At 45.9% G+C, this 16405-nt stretch carries 13 protein-coding genes; 8 read left to right on the forward strand and 5 right to left on the reverse strand.

The features are described from left to right. The first annotated feature begins 19 nt into the window (after positions 1-19). Positions 20-691, forward strand: coding sequence for a DUF1361 domain-containing protein (locus tag BMW79_RS05535; RefSeq protein ID WP_089891622.1), 672 nt, complete (start codon positions 20-22; stop codon positions 689-691). A 139-nt stretch (positions 692-830) separates the two neighbouring features. Here BMW79_RS05535 and BMW79_RS05540 read toward each other — a convergent pair whose 3' ends face one another. Continuing rightward, positions 831-4250, reverse strand: coding sequence for a hypothetical protein (locus BMW79_RS05540; RefSeq protein WP_089891625.1), 3420 nt, complete (start codon positions 4248-4250; stop codon positions 831-833). 61 nt (positions 4251-4311) lie between these two features. On the opposite strand from BMW79_RS05540, the gene BMW79_RS05545 reads away from it, so the two are divergent. Next, on the forward strand, positions 4312-4953 hold the full coding sequence (locus tag BMW79_RS05545) for an MBL fold metallo-hydrolase (protein WP_089891628.1): 642 nt from the start codon (positions 4312-4314) through the stop codon (positions 4951-4953). Here BMW79_RS05545 and BMW79_RS05550 read toward each other — a convergent pair whose 3' ends face one another. From BMW79_RS05550 to BMW79_RS05560, 3 genes are all read right to left on the reverse strand, one after another. After that, a complete protein-coding gene (locus tag BMW79_RS05550) occupies positions 4954-6489 on the reverse strand; it encodes a lipopolysaccharide biosynthesis protein (protein ID WP_143059087.1) in 1536 nt (511 codons plus the stop codon). Between the two features lie 228 nt (positions 6490-6717). Next, positions 6718-7116, reverse strand: a complete 399-nt coding sequence (arfB, locus tag BMW79_RS05555) for an alternative ribosome rescue aminoacyl-tRNA hydrolase ArfB (protein ID WP_089891633.1) — start codon at positions 7114-7116, stop codon at positions 6718-6720. Between the two features lie 153 nt (positions 7117-7269). Then, positions 7270-7728, reverse strand: a complete 459-nt coding sequence (locus BMW79_RS05560; protein ID WP_089891637.1) for a hypothetical protein — start codon at positions 7726-7728, stop codon at positions 7270-7272. Positions 7729-7824: 96 nt separating this feature from the next. Between BMW79_RS05560 and dtd the strand changes: the two genes are divergently transcribed. The 4 genes from dtd to BMW79_RS05580 all read left to right on the forward strand — a co-directional run bounded on the left by dtd (position 7825) and on the right by BMW79_RS05580 (position 11127). Further along, the gene (gene dtd / locus BMW79_RS05565; protein ID WP_089891640.1) at positions 7825-8277 is read left to right on the forward strand and encodes a D-aminoacyl-tRNA deacylase; all 453 of its coding nucleotides are present in this window, start codon (positions 7825-7827) and stop codon (positions 8275-8277) included. A 38-nt stretch (positions 8278-8315) separates the two neighbouring features. Beyond that, positions 8316-8645: a nucleotide pyrophosphohydrolase gene (locus BMW79_RS05570; protein WP_089891643.1), complete on the forward strand. Its 330-nt coding sequence runs from the start codon at positions 8316-8318 to the stop codon at positions 8643-8645. Between the two features lie 43 nt (positions 8646-8688). Next, positions 8689-9630, forward strand: coding sequence for a YihY/virulence factor BrkB family protein (locus BMW79_RS05575; RefSeq protein WP_089891646.1), 942 nt, complete (start codon positions 8689-8691; stop codon positions 9628-9630). A gap of 69 nt (positions 9631-9699) precedes the next feature. Continuing rightward, entirely contained in the window at positions 9700-11127 is a 1428-nt protein-coding gene (locus BMW79_RS05580) for a glycine--tRNA ligase (protein WP_089891648.1), read from the forward strand. An 89-nt stretch (positions 11128-11216) separates the two neighbouring features. Here BMW79_RS05580 and BMW79_RS05585 read toward each other — a convergent pair whose 3' ends face one another. Then, positions 11217-11939 carry a ferredoxin--NADP reductase gene (locus tag BMW79_RS05585; protein WP_089891651.1) on the reverse strand — a complete coding sequence of 241 codons (723 nt, stop codon included), beginning with the start codon at positions 11937-11939 and terminating at the stop codon, positions 11217-11219. A gap of 165 nt (positions 11940-12104) precedes the next feature. Between BMW79_RS05585 and mfd the strand changes: the two genes are divergently transcribed. After that, positions 12105-15476: a transcription-repair coupling factor gene (mfd, locus tag BMW79_RS05590; protein ID WP_089891654.1), complete on the forward strand. Its 3372-nt coding sequence runs from the start codon at positions 12105-12107 to the stop codon at positions 15474-15476. A gap of 191 nt (positions 15477-15667) precedes the next feature. Continuing rightward, on the forward strand, positions 15668-16369 hold the full coding sequence (locus BMW79_RS05595; protein WP_089891657.1) for an SIMPL domain-containing protein: 702 nt from the start codon (positions 15668-15670) through the stop codon (positions 16367-16369). Positions 16370-16405: the final 36 nt, after the last annotated feature.

Genomic DNA, 16405 nt, shown 5'->3' on the forward strand with positions numbered 1-16405 from the left:
TCCATCTAAAAGTAACCATATGCAATTGATGAGAACCATCCGTTTATTACAACATCGTATTGGCCGCTCCCGGCATCAGTACACACTATATGCTTCTGTGCTGTTTAGTATGGCGTTGCTCCTGTTTCGTGTATTACATACCGGCAGCTATCTGAGGGTATCCCTTATCTGGAACCTTTTCCTGGCCTGGATTCCCTTCCTGATCACCGGCTGGATGGAAAAACATCCGGAGAAAATAAAGAACCGGTATAACTGGTACGCCTGCTTTGTAGTATGGCTGCTGTTTATTCCCAATGCACCCTATATCCTCACAGATCTGTTCCACCTGTTTGATGGTGGCGTGCCGCTCTGGTTTGACCTGTTCGTGATATTTTCCTTTGCCTGGAATGGTATGATGCTGGGCTATATGTCTATCCGCAGCATGGAGAAAATGTGGAGTAACCGTCATAGCCGCTGGCCTGCCTGGTTGTTTACCTTCCCGGTAATGTTCCTCTGCGGTATGGGCGTATACATCGGCAGATACTTACGATATAACAGCTGGGATATTGTGAAAGATCCGTTCACATTGCTCGGCGATATGCGGGACATTGTGCTGCATCCCGTTGAAAACCGCCACGCCTGGGCTTTCACGGTTTGTATGGGTATTTTTCTTAGCCTGATGTATCCTTTGGTAAAAAAGCAACACGCATAAGGAGCGCCTTCGGCGCTTACCAACGTAATTGATATTAGTATCAGTGTTTTTGTAAAAAGATTCGGGGAGATAGAAGCGGATTTATTCGCTTTTATCTCCCCGAAATATTAATAATAAAACAGGATCAAATCAGATTCGCTTAGAAGTCAACCCCCATCGCGAAATACCAGATCGGGCTGCCTCTGAAAAACGCTACTGCAGGCCATCCCGCATCTGCACGCAGGAAGTAACCCGCAATGGTAGTACGTGCACCAAATCCGTAACCACCTACAAATGGCCCGAGGAAACCTTCTTTCACACGGGTGATCACGTCAGGATCACGGTCATTATTAGGATAGTTGGTATAGTTGGCATCTTTAAAGCTCAGCTTCTTGTTCCATGCAGTACCTATGTCCACAAAGGAAGTAACCTGGAAGTTACGCAGGAAAGCAGAGTTGATAGGTTTGTCGATGAAGGTGGCAAATACCGGCAAACGAAGCTCTGTATTCAATACCATCACGTTGTTACCATTTCTGGCGTTCTGTTTGTAACCACGGAGGTTTTCCGCCAGGGTCTGGAACGCATAGTTTTCACTGAGGTTTACCGGGTTCTTGGTATTGATCTGCGGGTTGAGCCAGTTATCTACACCACCCAGGTAGTACAGCAGTTTCCGCGTGCCCCACGACATATCCATAGAGAAGCGCGTAGCCCAGATGAAGTTGCGGTAAATCTTTTCATAGTGACGGATATCCACGCCCATGTTATAGGTAAACCTGCCCTGTGCTGCAGCAGACAGACCTGGATTAAACAATTCATTTAATCCGCCATTGGTGATCTGTGCATTGGTTTCCCCATAAATTTTATAACGGGTACCATTCCAGATATTAATGGCCGGGTTAATCGTATTGTCGTACACATATTCCAGGCGCATTAATGCGTAGGTTTCCTTGTAATCCGGGTCTTTCAGGGATTGCTTTTCTACGGCCTGTTTCACCAGTTTATCGGTACGGATACCCGCTGATAAGCGGATACTGCGAACCTGGTCAAATGGATACCTGATTTCTCCCTGGTAGATATTCGTAATCAGCTTGGCTGGTATGAAAATAGAATCATTGCCATCCTGGTCTCTCAGCGAGAAGCCACTGCTCTTATCCACCTTACGGTAGTAAGTGAATTTATAATCGAACCGTTTTTTCAGGTAGCTGGCATTGAAGAAATATTCAGAACCCTGCAGGGATGACGGAATACGGAAGCCCCCGTTGAATTTCAGGTCTTCAAACAGATCACTCACACCAATCTTGATCAAACCATTCACCGGATCGGTGAGACGGATAGGACCTTGTGGCGGGCCGGTAAACGGCTGATATTTATTAACCAGTACCGAGTTATCGAGTTGCAGGATCAGGTAGTCTGAAGCGAACTTAAATTTATACGGGAACAGCTTTGACTTTTTAAGAATAGACTCCTCTTCTTTCCGTTTTTCAAACAGCGACGGTTCTTTACTCAGAATAGGTGCGCTGGTAGAAGTATCTGCCGGCTCATTACCAAATTCATTCTGGAAGAAGTTCGGATGGGTAGTGGTATCTTTTGTAGGCGCCAGGTAAGTCGGGAGGCCCTGACGCAGGCTGTCGGCGTGCATCTGTGCTCTCCTGAAATTGGTATTCCGCGCAGTGATATTTCTTTTCTTCAACGCTACGGTGTCTACCTTCAACTTCATCAGGCGTTTGATATCGGCATACTGCACTACTTCGGATACCTCTCCTTTTTCACCGGTAATCCTTGATTCCAGGATGCCATAAGGATAGTTGGAAATAGGGAAGTTATAGGTCGAATCTTTGGTAATCATTACTGCCTCTACTGAATCAGGAGCACTGGTACCGTAGGCAGCCAGCGTTGAATCCAGTTCTTCCTGATCAGGGTTATGAAGAATTTCAGAACCTACATAGAACAGGGAGTCAATGCCTGCAGCCTGGGATTTGAAGAACCCGGCATAACGGTTACGGATACCGTTGGCATCAGAAACAAAGGTAAAGTGGGTGGTATTGTACTGCATTGGCAGTTTGGCGTTGCCATACTGGAGGTCGGTGAGCTGTGTGATCTGTTTCTCAGAGCTTTTGTTCCAGTTATCCACCATAAAGATGTTGAACGGTTTGTTCATCAGGGAAGTATCGCTACCTCTTCCTTTAGGACCAGGGCGGTTGGATGAATAGAGGATCCCGCTTTTGCCGGGGAAGGCGGCGAAAGACGGATCCAGGTCATCATACACGTCGTTGGTGATCTGGTCTGTTTTGGAATTGCTGATGTTATAGGTGAAAATGTCGGTATGTCCGTTCTTTACGGCAGACAGTAACAGGGTATTTTCCTGTACCGGCATGTATTTGAAATCTATGACACGGTCAAACTGGTTGAGTTCCTGGCGTAGGGTCGTACGGGTTACCAGGTCGTAGATCATCAGTTTGGTTTTGCCTTCGTGCTCGTATACTACCGCGAGGCGGTTGCCTTTTGTATTCCAGGCCATCTGCGGATAGTTCGGATCCACCTGGTTGGCCAATTGCATTACCCCGCTGCGTAACAGTACTTTTGGTTTATTCCATCCAAGCTGTATCTGTACGCGGTATACGCCCTTTTTGAATTCAACAACGGCGTAGGAATTATTTTTAGGATTCGGGTTAAAGCGGTAGTAGTCTGTTTTCGAGGAAAGTTCCTGGGCTACAATGGTGCGGCCTTTGGCGGAAGTCTTTCTCCGGCGGTTATCTTCCTGGAATCTCTTCTGATAAAATACGAAGAAGTCTTTGGTGGCTTTCTTCGGTGTCTGGTTCAATACCTGTTCAAAACCCTTTTTCAAACCACGGTTGATACGGGTAATGTACATCAGGTAAGGCACCGCATCTTTGCCATATTTGCTTTCCACGTAGTACCAGAAAGCCTGGCCGGCGAGGAAGGTATGGTCATATGCCAGGGAGTTGAAGTTGCTGTATTTGCCGGACATGATGATTTGTTTCAACTCTTCATCCTGTTTGGCGGTCCAGTTTTCAGCTGCATAACCAATAAATCCGTCGGTGAACCATTTCGGGAAGTCGATGAGGGCAGCATTACCGGCAAATTCGCCGATATCTTCCCCAAACAGCAGGGTTTCCAGCATAATGCGGGCGATCCCCTGCCGGATCTGGCGGCGGAGGTTTTCATGGTTACCGTCAAAATAGACGATCATTTTGTTACCCACCAGTTTGGTCACCCCTCCGGTATTCTGCCATTCCAGCCCAATACCGATATTGGACTGCTTCATTTCGCCGAACGAGTTGTAAACCACAATATTAATACGTTGTCTGGGGTTGGATTCCATGAACTGTTCCAGCTGGGGTAATTCCTTCTCGGCTACCTGGGCGGCATACTTACCAAGTTCCAGCCCGTTCTGGGCGAAATAGGTATTGAAATGCCGGCTCTGATAGTATCTCCACTTAAAGTTCTTGAACTGAACACGATTTTGTCCGAATTCTACTGTATTGGTCTGGGCCTGCGATACTATCGTTCCAAGTAATAGGGTACCGTGGAATAATAACCTGGTAATAAATCTGTTCATACAGAAAGTATTGATAATATTGTGATCTGTTTTAAAATTAGCCTAAAAAAATCGGGTTACAATGATTGAAATACAACAATTCACTTTTGGTCCACTACAAGAAAACACTTTCCTGCTTATTAACGGAAAAAATGAATGTATAATTATAGACCCAGGGTGTTATTTTCAGGACGAAAGAAAAGAATTATTACAATATATACAAACGCACGGGTTAAATGTTATAAGATTATTGAATACTCACTGCCACTTTGATCATATATTCGGTAATAAGCTGGTATCAGATACGTATAAAGTGCGTCCGGAGTTTCACGAACTGGAACAACCTATACTGGACAATTCCCAGCGTGCCGGGGCCATGTATAATATTCCGTTTGAGCCCTCTCCCGGCGCCGGACGTTACCTGGAAGCTGGAGAAAAGATCCTCTTCGGTGAGCATGAAATAACCGTATTGCTTACTCCTGGCCATTCTCCGGGTAGTGTTGGCTTCTATTGTGCCAGCCAGCATTTCCTGATAGGCGGGGATGTACTGTTTTATCAGAGCATTGGCCGTACCGATCTGCCGGGCGGAGATCACGCTACCCTGCTGAAAAGTATCCGGGAACAACTTTTCGTACTACCGGACGACGTGAAGGTATTTCCGGGCCACGGACCTGCCACCACAATTGGCTTTGAAAAAAAGCACAATCCTTTCTTAGTGGATTAATCAGACCTTGATATACTTCCCGATTACCGGGAAACGGGCAAACTCCTTCTTCTCCATACGGAAAATGAACCAGGCATATGCGGCAAAGAAAGCCGTAGCCACTGCGAGGGGAAGGGGTTTGAGCGCGTAGATATCTTTGGGAGACAGTACCAGCACGTTCAACCAGTTGAACACATAGTAAATTCCCACTGCCAGCCCTATGTAGGTAATAAGTTTAGGGAGATGGTAAGGAATAGGGTAATACTTCTGGCCCCAGACGTAGCAAACGACCATTTGTACAAAATAGCAGACCATGGTGGCCAGTGCGGCGCCATAGTAGCCCATTACCGGTATCCACCAGTAATTGAGCAGGAAGGCCAGCAGGGCGGTGATAATGGTAATCACCGCACCGGTTTTGGTACGGTCGGTCAGTTTGAACCAGATAGTAAGATTGTAATAGATCCCCAGGAACATATTGGCCAATAACAGCACCGGCACAATACGCATACCCTGGTAATAGAAAGGTACCCGCAGGAAAGCTTTCCAGATACTCAGGTAAAGACTTACAAACAGGAACATAAAGCAGAGCATGATCACAAACAGCTTCATGATGCGGGCATACATTTTTCTCGGATCGCCGCTTTCGGCCTGCTTAAAGAAAAAAGGCTCCGCTCCTAACCGGAATGCCTGTATGAACATCGTGATCAGGATCGCCAGTTTATAATTGGCACTGTAAAGGGCAATGATCTCTTTTTTGGCCTCCATGTCATTGCCTGGCAGGAATTGGGGTAAAAACCAGGCCCTGTCGAAGGTTTCATTGACCATTCCCGCCATTCCCACAATAATCAGGGGGAGGGCATAATGCATCATTTGTTTCCATAAGGAGGCATCAAACTTCCACTCTATTTTGCGTAGCTGAGGCAGGAACAGTACCAGGGTGATGGCGCTGCCCAGCATGGCACTGAGGTAAATATACCCTGTCTGATCGCTGCCGCTCTGCACATCCGGCAGCCAGTGGTGGCCGGCGGCATACAACTTTGGACAGATGACCAGGAAGAAAATATTGAAAAAGATGGTAGTAACTATTCCGGCTATACGAATGGCAGCATACCTTACCGGCCTTCCTTCCAGGCGCAGCTGGGCGTATGGTATGGCTGTGAGCGCATCGATGGCCATAATCATTACCACATAGGTGTAGTAGTTAGGATGACCATTGAGCCCGGCCAGCTGCCCGGTGTAGGAGTTAATGATCGGCGACCGCAACAGCAGCAGCAGGATGGTGATCACAAAGGTGGAACACAGCAGCGAAATAACAGAAGTCCCCAGCACATGTGCCTTATTCTCCTTTTTCGCAAAACGGAAAAAGGCCGTTTCCATACCGTATGTCAGCACAATATTGGCAAACGGGATATAGGCGTATACGTTGGACATCTCCCCAAATGAAGCATGGGTTAAGATGGTCAGATAAAAAGGAGTAAGGAAATAATTGAGCAGTTTGCTCACAATATTGCTCAATCCGTAAAATACTGTTTGTCCTGCCAGGTTCTTAATACTCAATTCCCAAATATTTTGACGCAAATTACGAATTACGTCTTACGAATCACGGATTTGTGGGAAGATGCGGAGGGGCAGTTATATAGAACCTTACTGCCAGCAGGCTTTAGGCGAAGGCGGTGCTTTGGGGAAAAAGTAGATGTTAAAAGAAAGGCTCCACGCCAAAATCTTTGGGGGAGCCTTTCAGTGGCTTTACTGTATTGTCCGGGAAAAGGAAGAGGAGAACTGGCATCATTCAAACCCTCCCCTGCGCTGCTGCTTCTTATCAGAATGGCGCTTTTTAGATTCGATCCTTCTTTCCTTCGCTGCCTTTGATGGCCGGGTAGGCACTCTTTTCTTTCGCGGAACAAGGGCCTTGTTAATCATGTCATTCATTTTGGAGATGACTTCCTGTTTGTTGCCCAATTGTGTGCGTTCCGTCTGGGACTTCACCTGGAGCAGACCTTCCGCATTGATGCGGTTTGTCAGCTTCTCCATCAGGGTTGTTTTCTGTTCCTGGGTTAACCGGGCGGAGGCCATTACGTCGAAGTAGCCTTCCACCATCGTTTCCACCTTATTCACGTTTTGTCCGCCGCTGCCACCGCTACGGGCCGTACGGAACGTGATTTCAGGGGTTACATTGATGTTCATTTGAATTGAATTTATAATATAAAAAATAACTAAGGAAGGGCAAGGTATCGAAATTTGCCGGTAAAGAATATTGTTTTTACCGGCAAATCATTGACTGTAGCGGTTTTTTAGATGGCGTACGGAAGATAATAGCACGAATGGAGATAACCGATGTTATAAACGGAAATAAACGAGGAAAACACCGGCAGAATCTTTGGGCAAGGGATCGGGATTATCGTTCATCAGCATACCGTGGATTTCAACACCGCAACAGCCTACTGTTTTTAACAGGAAAATCATTTCAGCCGATGTTTTTTTACCAGGGAGGCCAACGCGTAAAGTCTGGTTAGCCAGCGCAGTAAAGTATAAAAAGGCTGTTTGGTGAGCGGTATCTACGGACTGTTTTACCTGGAAACTGGTATCCTTCATCCCGATTCTGATACTGTCCAATGGAATTTTGGCGTAAGATCCGTAAACAAGATCATGACCAGTGCCACGTTCTATCAGTCTGAATTTGCACACCGGTGGCACATAATCACACATAATGCCTTCACACGGTTTTATCTCTGAGGAATTCCTGCAGGCGGCAAACAAGATAAACAGGATAAACGTGAAATAGAGGGATCGGGTCATAACACAATAATTTTGGTGTGCGTTAAACGAAGAGAAAGGCAGAATGTTACAGATACAAACGATTTCCCTTAATTTTCCGGCGTTAAAAAAGGATCCATGAGAGTAGTTATACAACGTGTAAGTTCCGCCTCCGTCACCGTAGACGGCGCCGTTACCGGCGAAATTCAACAGGGACTGCTGGTTCTGCTGGGTATTGAAGATGCCGATACCACAGAAGACATACAGTGGTTAAGCGCTAAAATAGTGAACCTCAGGATCTTTGGTGATGATGCCGGCGTGATGAACCTGTCGGTCAAAGACGTGCATGGCGATATTTTGCTCGTCAGCCAGTTCACCCTGCATGCTTCCACGAAGAAAGGCAACCGGCCTTCGTATATCCGTGCCAGTAAGCCGGATACGGCCATTCCGCTGTATGAGAAAATGATCGTTCAGTTGGAGCAGGATATGGGAACTATCATCCAGCGGGGTATTTTCGGCGCAGATATGAAAGTAGCCCTGTTGAATGATGGCCCCGTTACCATTATCATCGACTCGCACCACCGGGAATAAGGCCAATCCATTATCTTTAATAAAATAAAAACGAATCCATGACCATTCAGGAAGCCCAGGAAAAAATAGACAGCTGGATCAATACTACCGGTGTGCGCTATTTCAGTGAACTCACTAATATGGCTATACTCACCGAAGAAGTGGGAGAAGTGGCCCGTGTAATGGCACGTAAATACGGGGATCAGTCATCGAAGGAAAGCGATACAAAGAAACTGCTGGCAGATGAATTGGCGGACGTTATGTGGGTACTCCTCTGTATTGCCAATCAAACGGGAATCGACATGACGGTTGCCCTGGAAAAGAACTTTGAAAAGAAGAATATCCGTGACGCACAACGGCATCATAACAACCCTAAATTAAAACCCTGACACCCTACGCACACTTTTTGTTTGCTGTTACTAAAATACTGCTATGAAAAATCCGAGTAAGCTAAAGATCGTCTGGCAGGTACTAAAACAGTCCGGCAGTGATTTCATAGACGATAAGGTAATGAAACTCAGCGCTGCACTGGCCTATTACACGATTTTTTCCGTGGCCCCGATGCTGATTATCATCATCTTTTTATGTGATTTATTCCTCGGAAAGGAAGCCGTAGAAGGAAATATCTACGGACAGATCCAGGGCCTGGTGGGTAGTGAAGCTGCCCTGCAGATCCAGGCCATGATCAAGAATGCCTCCCTTTCCGGTGATATGAGCTGGGCCACCATGGTAGGTTTCATTACCCTCATTATTGGTGCCACCGGGGTATTTGCCGAAATCCAGGACTCTATCAACTTTATCTGGCGTCTCAAATCCAAACCCAAGAAAAACGGCCTCCTGCGGATGATCCTGAACCGGTTATTATCCTTCTCACTGGTAGTGAGCCTTGGATTTATCCTGTTGGTATCGCTGGCAATCAATGGGTTGGTAGAGTTGTTTTCCGCCCTGGTAGTGAGCCTGCTTCCGGGTAAGGTAACTTCCGGTATCCTCTTTTCCCTGGCCGATTTCGTGGTACCCTTTGTCGTTATTGCCACCCTTTTCGCTATTATCTTCAAAGTATTGCCGGATGCACGGATTAAGTGGAAAGATGTACGGGTAGGCGCTATTGCCACCGCTATTCTGTTTATGATCGGGAAGTTTGCCATCGGCTACTACCTCGGCGCCAGCAAGGTAAGCTCTACCTATGGTGCTGCCGGATCTATCGTGATTATACTGCTTTGGGTATACTATTCCGCAGCCATCCTGTATTTTGGGGCCGTATTTACCCGCAATTACGTCCAGTATTTCGGAGCAAAGATTTACCCCAATGATTACGCTGTCTGGATCAAACAAATCGAAATTCCTCATGAAGAAGAGGTAGTGCAGGAAGGGTAATCAAAAGCTTATAAATTATTTAATAATCGCATACGTATTTTCAAATTAGGCCTTTATCTTTGCGCCACTATGTCTACAGATCAGAATAAATTCCAGGCGATCATATCGCATTGTAAAGAATATGGTTTTGTGTTTCAGTCCAGCGAAATTTACGATGGACTCAGCGCCGTATACGACTATGGTCAGTACGGTTCAGAACTGAAGAAAAACATCAAGGATTATTGGTGGAAAAGCATGACCCAGTTGCACGAAGATATCGTGGGGATCGATGCAGCTATCTTCATGCATCCCACTACCTGGAAGGCATCCGGACACGTAGATAATTTCAGCGACCCGATGATCGACAACAAGGATAGCAATAAACGCTACCGTGTAGATCACCTGATAGAAGGTTATGCTGAAACCTTACCTACCGAAGCGGGCGAAGCACTCCTGGCACAAATGGATGAACTGCTGAAGGAAAACGACTTCGCAGGACTCAAAACATTAATAGAAAGCAACAAAATAAAATGTACTGTAAGCGGCACCGTTAACTGGACAGAAGTACGTCAGTTTAACCTGATGTTCTCTACACAGTTGGGTAGCGTAACAGACGAAGCCAGCGAAATATACCTGCGTCCGGAAACAGCTCAGGGTATTTTCGTTAACTTCCTGAACGTACAGAAAACCGGCAGGATGAAAGTACCTTTCGGTATTGCCCAGATTGGTAAGGCTTTCAGAAATGAAATCGTAGCCCGCCAGTTTATTTTCCGTATGCGCGAATTTGAGCAGATGGAAATGCAGTTCTTTGTACGTCCCGGCACCCAGCAGGAATGGTATGAGAAATGGAAGGAAGAACGTATGCAGTGGCATCTCAGCCTCGGTATCGATCCGGCAAAATACCATTTCAAAGACCACATCAAATTAGCACACTACGCTGATGCAGCGGTAGATATTGAGTACGAATTCCCATTTGGTTTCAAAGAAGTGGAAGGTATTCACTCCCGTACTGATTTTGATCTGAAACAACACCAGGAATACAGCAAGAAAAAAATTCAGTACTTCGATACAGAAATCAATCAGAACTATGTTCCTTACGTGATAGAAACCTCTATCGGCCTGGATCGTATGTTCCTGCTCACTATCTGTAACGCCTATGCGGAAGAAGACCTGAGCACACCGGAAAAAGCAGATAGCCGCGTGGTATTACGCCTGCCTGCGAAACTGGCGCCGGTGAAACTGGCTATTTTCCCGCTCACCAAAAAAGAGGGTTTACCGGAACTGGCGAGAGAACTGATGAATGATTGCAAATCTGCATTCTATTGCTTCTATGAAGAGAAGGATGCTATTGGCAGACGTTACCGCCGCCAGGATGCCATTGGTACTCCTTTCTGCGTAACCATCGATCATCAGACCAAAGAAGACGGCACCGTAACCATCCGTCACCGCGATAGCATGGAACAGGAACGTATCCCGCTGTCTGAAGTGAAGGCTTTGGTTTTGAATAAGATTAGCTAATAATTAGCAAAGGCTACGACCGTTGTTATTTTATATAGGCATACTACCTGTTATGTTTATACGAAATGATAACGGTCGTAGCTTTTTTATTACCCATACAATTCCTGGTGAATATCATGGCGGTCGTATCCCATGGCCTGTATACGATGCTTCGCTTCATCGATCATGGCTTTCCAGCCACAAAGAAAGAAGTTTGCCGGCCGCTTTTCGTGTTGCAGAATATCTTCGTACACACTGTGTACATACCCTTTTTTACCGCTCCAGTTTTCTTCGCGCGACAAAGTAGGGATATAATTAAAATTGGGTAGCCTGCCTGCCAATTGTTCCAGTTCGGCCGCATACAGCAGATCGTGCTGGTAGCGGACACCGAAAATAAGATGGATCGGCGCATGCGGTACCCCATGCAGATGAATATAGTTTGCCATAGACCGGAAAGGCGCAATGCCGGTACCAGTGCAGATCAGGAACAATTCCTTATCTAACGGTTCAGGTAATACGAAAATACCCTGCGGTCCCCGCAGCAGCAATTCACTCCCCTCCTTTATTTCGTTAAACAGGTAAGTGCTGCCCAGGCCGCCTTCCAATAAAACAATCACCAACTCAATGATATTGCTGCCATCCGGATGGGAAGCAATGGAATAACTACGCCAGCGTTTGTTTTTTTTCTCGTGAATGGGAAGATCCAGGGTTACGAATTGTCCCGGCTTGAAATCGAACCGCTCCATGTCCGGTACCTGTATCCAAAAACGGCGCGTATTGTGGGTTTCATCCACCAGTTTGGTGACGATGCCAGTATGCCATTGGTCCAGCATGGAAGTTGAGTTTGGTCTTATTGAATATACTGAAAATTTACCATTCTGCTATTGGGATATTTTCTTATTTATATTTTTTCTTATGAGAAAAAGGGCTGCCTGTCTTTAAATATCTTCTGTAATCAAATTTCAGAATCGCTAAATCTTCGTACCTTTGCATTCTTCATGAATTTACAGGCTGTATTACAATTATTTCAACGTGATGCTCGCCTGCAGTCGCTGGTGAAGGGGATTCAATCACCCACCCCACAATACTTTCAGCTTTCCTCCATTAGTGGGAGTGCAATAAACTTTGTGGCAGTTAGCACCTGGGCGCATGCAGATGCGAACCATCTCTTTATCTTAAATGATAGAGAGGAGGCAGCCTATTTCCACAACGATCTGGAACAACTCAGCCAGGCACTGGATATTTTCTATTTCCCCGACTCTTTCAAAAAAGCAGGTCAGTTTCATGAAATCAACAGCAGCCACAGCATGCTGCGGACAGAAGCACTCATGAAATTTTCCGGCGATAACGTTCGTAAAAAGATATTGGTCACCTACCCCGAAGCTCTCTGGGAAAAAGTGGCCGGTAACCAGGCTTTCAGCGCCAATATGGTGCAGCTGAAAGTGGGCGACGTGCTGAAAGTAGATCCGCTGCTGGAACAACTGGTAGGCTGGGGCTTTCATGCTACCGACTTCGTATACGAACCCGGTCAGTACGCTGTAAGAGGCGGTATCCTGGATATCTACTCCTTTGGTAACGAAAAGCCTTACCGTATTGAATTGTTTGGGGAAGATATAGATTCCATACGCCTGTTTGATCCTGAGTCCCAACTCAGTGAACGCAAACTCACACAGGTAACCCTGATCGCCAACATGGACACCCATGCGGCAGATCATAGTAAAACAGCACTCACCGAATTTCTGCCCGCCAACACCGTGGTATGGATGAAAGATCCATCCTATGTAAAAGGCGTGATAGAACAGATGGAACAGCGGCTGGACGACTTCCTGCTGAGTGGCCAGAAAGTGAAGGTAGATGAGGATGAAGAAATGATGATCACGGAATCAGACTTTGTCAAAGCCGCACCATTACTGGATGAACTGCTGAAGAAGTCGACCATTGTTTTTGGTAACAAAGACTGGTTAGCCGATAATGGTTATCATCCGGAAGCCATTGCCTTCGATACACAGGAACAACCCGTGTTTAACCGCCAGTTTGATCTGCTGATCAAAGACCTCGGCAAACACAACGCCAATAAATACGCCCTGTTTATCTTCTCCGATAACCCGCGTCAGCTGGAACGTCTGAGAAGTATATTCGAGGACCTCAAAGCCGATTTTGTATTCTTCCCCATCCCGGTAGCCATCAGCAGCGGCTTCATTGATCATTCACTGAAACTCGCCTGCTATACCGATCACCAGATCTTCCAGCGCTTCCACAAATACAAGGTAAAACAAGCCTACAACAAGAATAAGGCGATTACCATGAAAACCTTGCGGGAGCTGCAATCAGGAGATTTTGTAACGCATATCGATCATGGCGTGGGCATGTACAGCGGATTACAGAAAATTGAGGTAGGCGGCAAAATGCAGGAAGCCATCCGTATTATTTACAAAAACAACGACCTGTTGTATGTAAATATCAACTCCCTGCACAAAATCAGTAAATACACCGGCAAAGAAGGCGTAGAACCAAGAGTAAATAAACTGGGTAGCGATGCCTGGGATAAACTGAAGGAGAAAGCCAAAACGCAGGTAAAAGATATTGCAAAAGACCTGATCCAGTTGTACGCTGTACGTAAAGCCCAGCAAGGCTTTGCACATACGCCGGACACCTATCTGCAAACAGAACTGGAGGCGTCCTTCATCTATGAAGACACCCCGGATCAGAGCAAGGCTACTGCCGATGTAAAACGTGATATGGAATCACCGGCACCAATGGACAGGCTGGTATGTGGCGATGTAGGCTTCGGTAAAACCGAAGTGGCCATCCGCGCAGCCTTTAAATCCATTGTGGATGGTAAACAGGCCGCCGTGCTGGTGCCTACCACTATCCTGGCATTTCAGCACTATAAAACATTTGCAGATCGCCTGAAAGATTTCCCCTGCACAGTAGACTACCTGAACAGGTTCAAATCTTCCAAAGAAAAAAAGGAAACACTCAAACGCCTGGAAGAAGGCAAAATCGATATCATCATCGGTACACATGCCTTGCTCGGTAAGGAAGTGAAGTTCAAGGACCTCGGTGTGCTGGTAGTCGACGAAGAACAGAAATTTGGTGTATCTGCCAAAGAAAAACTGAAGCAGATCAAACACAACGTAGATACCCTCACACTAACGGCAACGCCTATACCGCGTACACTGCAGTTTTCGCTGATGGGCGCCCGCGATCTCTCTGTCATCAATACACCGCCGCCTAACCGGCAGGCCATTGAAACAGAAGTGCAGGTATTTAACCAGGACCTCATCCGCGAAGCCATCTACTTTGAAGCCGAAAGAGGCGGACAGGTATACTTTATCCACAACCGGGTAAAAGGACTCAAAGAAATGGCAGGCCTCATCCAGGGCCTCTGCCCCGATCTGTCTATTGCCACCGCACACGGACAACTCGAAGGACATCAGCTGGAAGAAGTGATTCTCGATTTCATTGACCGCAAGTATGATGTACTCGTGTGTACCAATATCGTGGAGAGTGGTGTAGACATTCCGAATGCCAATACCATTATCATCAATAACGCCCACCACTTCGGACTGAGCGACCTGCATCAGCTGCGTGGCCGCGTAGGACGCAGTAATAAAAAAGCTTTCTGTTACCTGCTGGCGCCCCCAATGAGCACACTGCCTTCAGATAGCCGTAAGCGTTTGCAAACACTCGAACAACACAGCGAACTGGGTAGCGGTTTCCAGATTGCCATGCGTGATCTCGATATCCGTGGCGCCGGTAACCTGCTGGGTGGTGAACAGAGTGGCTTCATGGCGGAAATTGGCTTCGATATGTACCAGAAAATCCTGGACGAAGCGATCCGCGAATTGAAACAAAATGAATTCCGCGATCTCTTCAAGGATCAACTGGAAGAAAAGAAAGACTTCGTGAGCGACTGTACCATCGATACAGATCTCGAAATACTCATCCCCGATACTTATATTGAAAGCATCCAGGAAAGACTGAACCTTTACCAGGAGCTCGATAATATCACAGAAGAAGGCAAATTACAGGCTTTTGCCAACGATATGATAGATCGCTTCGGCCCCATGCCGGAGCCGGTAAAAGACCTTCTTACAGCTATCCGCTGCCGCTGGATGGCTATTCAACTCGGCTTCGAAAAAATGATGCTGAAAGAAGAAAACCTGCGTTGCTACTTTATCAATAACCCGGATTCACCTTATTTCGAATCCCCTACGTTCAATCATATATTAACGTATATACAAACCCGTACCAACAATGCCAAACTGAAACAGGTAGGCAAAAACTTTATGCTGGTGGCTTCCCGTATCCGCCATATGAACGACCTGTACGACTTCCTCAAAGCCATGACGGATAGCCGTAAATAAAATCTTCCCTGTAACATAATTCCCTTATAACCGTTTCATAATTAATATGAAATGTATAGTTCTATTTCTGTACGTATGGCATTAACAAAATTTTATAAATCCCCTTTTGTGGAAATACTTTTATCCACCGCATCATGAGGGCGTAAGTAACAACAAACACTAATTATCTAACAATAGAAAAACACCGACACATGAAAAAGGTAATGTTATTAGCCGCAGGATTATTTTTAGCTATGAGCACTTTTGCACAACAGGCAGATAAACAACCGGTAAAAAAGATTGAAGTAAACGGATCTGCGGAAATGGAAGTGACACCGGATGAGATTTATTTCAGCATCTCTTTAAGGGAATACATGAAAGGAAAAACGAAAGTAGAGATCAGCACCCTGGAAAAACAACTGCAGAAAGCGGTTGCGGATGCAGGTATTCCAAAGTCCGACTTCACCATCGAAAATGTATACGGTAATAACTTCGAGATCTTAAAGAAAAAGAAAGATCCAACCGAATTCATGGCGCGTAAACAATACCGTCTTAAATTAAGTAAGCTGGATAAACTGAATGTAATCCTGGGTGCGGTAGATGCCGAAGGTATTGAAAGTGCAAGAATTGCTTCCTATACTTCCTGCAAAATGGAAGAGTACCGTAAAGAAGTAAAAATTAAAGCTTTACAGGCTGCGAAAGACAAGGCAGAATATATGCTGGCTGGTATTGGAAATAAAATAGATGGTATTATTGAAATCCAGGAAATGAACACCGACAATTATTTTGATGCACGCCCTATGATGTCTAACTACCTGGCAAAAGCCGGAGACAGCGCTGGTAACGAATCAGATATTGAATTCAAAACTATTAAAGTTCGTGCTGAAGTAAGAGCGGTATTTGCGATCAAATAATTACAGTGGGAATAGTAGTACAAAAAAAGAGGAGGT

Source organism: Chitinophaga arvensicola (genome assembly GCF_900110835.1).
GTDB lineage: Bacteria > Bacteroidota > Bacteroidia > Chitinophagales > Chitinophagaceae > Chitinophaga > Chitinophaga arvensicola.

Excerpts from the sequence above, each read along its gene's own strand:
- BMW79_RS05575 (WP_089891646.1), top strand. The coding sequence starts at position 8,689 with ATGAAAAATCCGAGTAAGCTAAAGATCGTCTGGCAGGTACTAAAACAG.
- BMW79_RS05595 (WP_089891657.1), top strand. The coding sequence starts at position 15,668 with ATGAAAAAGGTAATGTTATTAGCCGCAGGATTATTTTTAGCTATGAGC.
- BMW79_RS05585 (WP_089891651.1), bottom strand. The coding sequence starts at position 11,939 with ATGCTGGACCAATGGCATACTGGCATCGTCACCAAACTGGTGGATGAA.
- BMW79_RS05560 (WP_089891637.1), bottom strand. The coding sequence starts at position 7,728 with ATGACCCGATCCCTCTATTTCACGTTTATCCTGTTTATCTTGTTTGCC.
- arfB (WP_089891633.1), bottom strand. The coding sequence starts at position 7,116 with ATGAACATCAATGTAACCCCTGAAATCACGTTCCGTACGGCCCGTAGC.
- BMW79_RS05580 (WP_089891648.1), top strand. The coding sequence starts at position 9,700 with ATGTCTACAGATCAGAATAAATTCCAGGCGATCATATCGCATTGTAAA.
- BMW79_RS05570 (WP_089891643.1), top strand. The coding sequence starts at position 8,316 with ATGACCATTCAGGAAGCCCAGGAAAAAATAGACAGCTGGATCAATACT.
- dtd (WP_089891640.1), top strand. The coding sequence starts at position 7,825 with ATGAGAGTAGTTATACAACGTGTAAGTTCCGCCTCCGTCACCGTAGAC.
- mfd (WP_089891654.1), top strand. The coding sequence starts at position 12,105 with ATGAATTTACAGGCTGTATTACAATTATTTCAACGTGATGCTCGCCTG.
- BMW79_RS05545 (WP_089891628.1), top strand. The coding sequence starts at position 4,312 with ATGATTGAAATACAACAATTCACTTTTGGTCCACTACAAGAAAACACT.
- BMW79_RS05535 (WP_089891622.1), top strand. The coding sequence starts at position 20 with ATGCAATTGATGAGAACCATCCGTTTATTACAACATCGTATTGGCCGC.
- BMW79_RS05540 (WP_089891625.1), bottom strand. The coding sequence starts at position 4,250 with ATGAACAGATTTATTACCAGGTTATTATTCCACGGTACCCTATTACTT.